The organism is Sporomusa sp., from assembly GCF_035561255.1.
Classification (GTDB): domain Bacteria; phylum Bacillota; class Negativicutes; order Sporomusales; family Sporomusaceae; genus Sporomusa.
In genome coordinates this window covers 1-3,961 of sequence record NZ_DATMXX010000069.1, presented here as the reverse complement: position 1 = coordinate 3,961, position 3,961 = coordinate 1, and the positions used below count along the sequence as shown (strand labels likewise).

Annotated in this window: 4 protein-coding genes and 1 pseudogene; 3 read left to right on the top strand and 2 right to left on the bottom strand. The window is 42.9% G+C overall.

Annotation, left to right across the window (positions count from 1 at the left end; translation table 11 throughout):
- The 3 genes and pseudogenes from VN379_RS04030 to VN379_RS04020 all read left to right on the top strand — a co-directional run.
- Positions 1-612: pseudogene (locus VN379_RS04030) on the top strand (glycoside hydrolase); the annotation flags it as partial.
- Positions 613-632: 20 nt separating this feature from the next.
- The gene (locus VN379_RS04025) at positions 633-1,667 is read left to right on the top strand and encodes a glycosyl hydrolase family 18 protein (RefSeq protein WP_325531044.1); all 1,035 of its coding nucleotides are present in this window, start codon (positions 633-635) and stop codon (positions 1,665-1,667) included.
- 220 nt (positions 1,668-1,887) lie between these two features.
- Entirely contained in the window at positions 1,888-2,253 is a 366-nt protein-coding gene (locus VN379_RS04020) for a hypothetical protein (RefSeq protein WP_325531042.1), read from the top strand.
- Positions 2,254-2,306: 53 nt separating this feature from the next.
- On the opposite strand, the gene VN379_RS04015 is transcribed toward VN379_RS04020, so the two are convergent.
- Together VN379_RS04015 and VN379_RS04010 are read right to left on the bottom strand one after the other, a co-directional pair.
- Positions 2,307-2,711, bottom strand: a complete 405-nt coding sequence (locus tag VN379_RS04015; RefSeq protein ID WP_325531040.1) for a hypothetical protein — start codon at positions 2,709-2,711, stop codon at positions 2,307-2,309.
- 83 nt (positions 2,712-2,794) lie between these two features.
- On the bottom strand, positions 2,795-3,961 hold a 1,167-nt coding region (locus VN379_RS04010), incomplete at its 5' end, for a HAMP domain-containing sensor histidine kinase (protein WP_325531038.1).

Genomic DNA, 3,961 nt, shown 5'->3' with positions numbered 1-3,961 from the left:
ATTCTTAACAATATTCTCTATGTTACAGAAAAAAATAACGGGGCCGAACAAGAATTATTCAAATTAAATCTGGATAAACATGATGGTAAAGAAAGCCTGTCAATCCCTGAAGATAAAAAGGCTGCTGAAATGCGGGAATTGGAGACTTTCGTAAAATATGCCAATTCGGCTGAAAAAGTGAGGATTTATACAGAACGATTGAAAGATAAAAATCTGGAGAATGCCCCCACGGTGGCAGCCGGAGCGGCGGAGTATATACCTGACCTCAGTGTTCAGGCGCAAGGTGACCGGATGTTATCACTATCTCTTAAGGGTGATAAGCTTAGCATTATGCTAGATGAAAAAGCTGCTGTGAAAGAGTTACAGGTAGCTGAGCCGAAAGCAGGTGCTGTTTATCTGGAGACCGCTTGGGGCGGTTATGGCTGGAGTCAAAGAAATCTGGCTGATGATGTATATGACGGCGTATTTGACAAGCTAATTATTACAGAGAACATGGGGGCAGAAAAGGAAAAGGTTAAATTTGACAGCAGGCTGAAAGGCTTTGAGGCATTCAAATTTAACATCAGGCAGCTGTGGGAAGGCCTCATAAACTGGTTTATTGTGAACTTGTAGTTATAGGAGGAGCTATGTACGTGAGCGGTATAGTTGGTAAAATTTTTAAAGTAGCTATAGTTGCAGCTGTTTTTGCCAGCCTGATAGGCTGTAATTATAATGGTCAATCTGCTGGCAATGCAGTCACAAACGGGTCTGCAAAAAGATCAGCATGGTTAGCTTATTGGGATTTGGATACAGGTGAAAAAGATTTGACGCGGCTGGGAAAGAAACTGGATCAGCTCTCCTATTTTGGGGCGTATTTTGATAAAGATGACCGCATTTTTATACCCCGGGAACTTAGCGATAAAAAGAGTGAGCTAAACCAGAAACAAAAGCAATATAAAATATATCTTACCTTTGTTAATGACAAGCAGAATCCTGACGGATCGGTTGTGATGAAAGATATAGAGGTTCTCCGCAGGCTATTTTCCGATGAGGCAGCGATGGAAAAACATATTGACGACATCATTGACCTGACTTTGCAGGGCGGCTATGACGGCATTGAGATTGATTATGAAAGAATCTGGAAAGATGAAGAAATCGGACAGTCTTTCGTGGCATTTGCTAATAAGCTTTATAGTAAAGCCCTGAAAAATAACTTGCAACTAAGGCTGGTACTGGAACCGGGTACCCCGTTTTCTACCGCTGGTTTTTCCCGGGGACCAGAATATGTAGTCATGTTTTATAACCTTTACGGATTGCATAGTGCCCCCGGACCGAAGGCTAATAAAGAATTCATCCAAAAAACTTTAACCCGCATGGAAGCCTTACCAAGTGAAAAGTCGGTAGCGCTTTCAACAGGTGGCTGCCTGTGGGGCGATAACGGGGAAAAAAGATTTCTGACTGAAATAGAAGCAAAAACCCTTGCAGCGACCTATGATGTTGAAGCAACAAGGGATGCAGACAGTCAGTGCCTGGTTTTTGAGTATCAGGATAAAGGCGTTTCGTATCAGGTATGGTATGCTGATGTGAAAACAGTAAATTACTGGATAGCTATTGCTAAAGAACAAGGCATAAATAACATCAGCCTGTGGCGTTTGGGCGGAAATGTGGTTATTAATAAATTAAAATAGGAAACTTGCCGGTACAAAAGCAAAGAAGCCTTCTAGCGATTTTTCCAGAAGGCTTCTTTTGTGCGCCCTGCAGGGGGGCCAGTGTAGATGGCTAGGTTCCGAGCGGTGTATTTTGAGGCAACTACCCCTTTTTTAGTTGTTAAATACTAAATTCTATTCCAACAATTATTAAGTATAATGACTACGGGTTTTATGCAATAATTTGCGGGAGGGTAAGTGTGTGGCAGCAACGATTATTCCGTTTCCCAAAAAACAGGGACAAGATCTAGCCCAGGTAGAATTGCTTATTCGAAAGTGGCTCAGCAAACTATCAAATAATGATGAGCTGACCGAATGGGTTGTAGAGAGAATGTTGATTTATGTTGACCATTATGGTAACAGGCTGTTTGAGCCTGCCTTTGATTTGCCAGTCCCCGCTAACTTTTCACAGGAGGAAGCGGAAGCGATGTTAGGTGCTATTGAGAAGGGCATTGATGATATTGCAGTACAGGTTCAGGAAATGGTTAGCAAAATAATTATTGAAAGATTATTTCTGGAGATAGAGCTGTATGAAAGCCGCCAAAGTGAAAAAAATCATATAAAATAGCCATACAGCTTTGCGACTGTATGGCTATTTTGTTAAATGGCCTCAAAACCCCATTACAGAGGATGTTTTTCTTGAGGGGGAGCACCCTCGCAGGGAGCAGGCCTGTGTGGTGGCCGTAGGGCATCGGCTACCGCTTTTGCCTGCTCTTCAGATAGATTGGCTGTGCTTTTTAACTCTTCGATAAGGTCTGGGGCGTGCTTTTGTAGAAAGAAGCCCATTATCTTATCGGCTTGCTCCTGGGAGATGGTTTCTTCCTTAACCAGTTTATCAAGCCTGTTGCTGATGTGGCGTTCCATATCGGCCGGGTTGGGTGGCATCCTGTGTTCAGCAGTCAGACAAGGCGGCTGTGGGGGCTGATCTTCCGGGGCCTTATGAGCAAGCGCTGCCGTTCCCAAAGACAGCAACAGACAACTTGTGATTATGCCGCTAACAATTTTTTTTGATGATGTAGACTTCATTGGCATTTCCCTCCTGTAACTACGCTGTTTAATATTATTATGAGGGGCATTTGTTACAGCTTTGTTACAGGATTATATATATATTATATTTTTCCCGCTTTGTCGAGCTCAAACCAGAATACAACGCCGTCTTCCAGGTTACTAACGCCATAACTATTACCGTGTTGCTCCTGGATTGCCCTGACAATTGACAAACCTAACCCGTACCGTCCATGTTCCCGGGTGCGGGCTTTATCCACCTTATAAAAACTTGTCCAGAGTTTTTCCAAACTTTCTCCAGGTATTGGATGCCCGGAATTAAAGATCGTGACTTTGATTTTCTTGCCTGTGTCGTTTACCTCAATTCTGATGAGTTTGGTAAAATCTGAATGATAGATAGCATTAGTAAAAATGTTAAGCAAAACCTGTTCAATGCGAAGTATATCCCCATTGACATAAAAGTTGGCGGTGCTTTCTATCTCCAGGGTAATCTCTTTATTCTCAAGAATGGTTTGGTATTTTTTTATAATATCTCTCAGTAGTGCCAGCAGGTCAAAATCTATTCTGTTTAACTGAAACAGACCTGATTCGATTTGCGATAAATTGAGCAAGTCTTTGACTAATTTATCCATCTTTTCGGCTTCATCAATGATGATCGAACAATAGTAGTTTTTCCCCTTAGCATCGCGGATTATATTTTCCTTTAAGCCTTCGGCGTAACCCAGGATAAGTGATAACGGTGTTTTTAGCTCATGCGAAACACTGGATACGAAACTCTTTCGCATCGAATCCAAGGCTCGTTCTTTTTCCATATCTGCCATTAGTTGCTGATTCTTCTTACTAAGCTCGATAATCGCACTGTCCAGTTGCGCTGACAGATGATTAATGCTTCTTCCGAGCTCACCAAGCTCGTCATTACGGGTTACTGTACATTTTAGCGAAAAATCGAGACAGGCCATGCTTTGGGCTATCCGGTTCAGCTCCAGGATTGGCAGGGTAAACTTTTTGGCAAAAAGGAAAGCCCACGTACATCCTAACAGCAGTACCAGTATGCCTGTAAATGCCATAAACTGGGCTGCCACAACGGCACTTTCCGATACCGGGGCCAGTGGCTGCCTAATAATTAAGATGTCATCATTTCCCAGATGCCGCTCCAGCGCCATGAATGCAATTCGCAGGTTAAAATCCTGCTGCATCTCTAAGGTAGTTCTGCTGTCAATCGTCTCTTTGCTTTTGAGTTCATAACGGGGAGCGGGGGGGATGTGAAAGGG

Coding starts and splice junctions, on each gene's coding strand:
- VN379_RS04015 (WP_325531040.1), bottom strand. CDS start 2,711: ATGAAGTCTACATCATCAAAAAAAATTGTTAGCGGCATAATCACAAGT.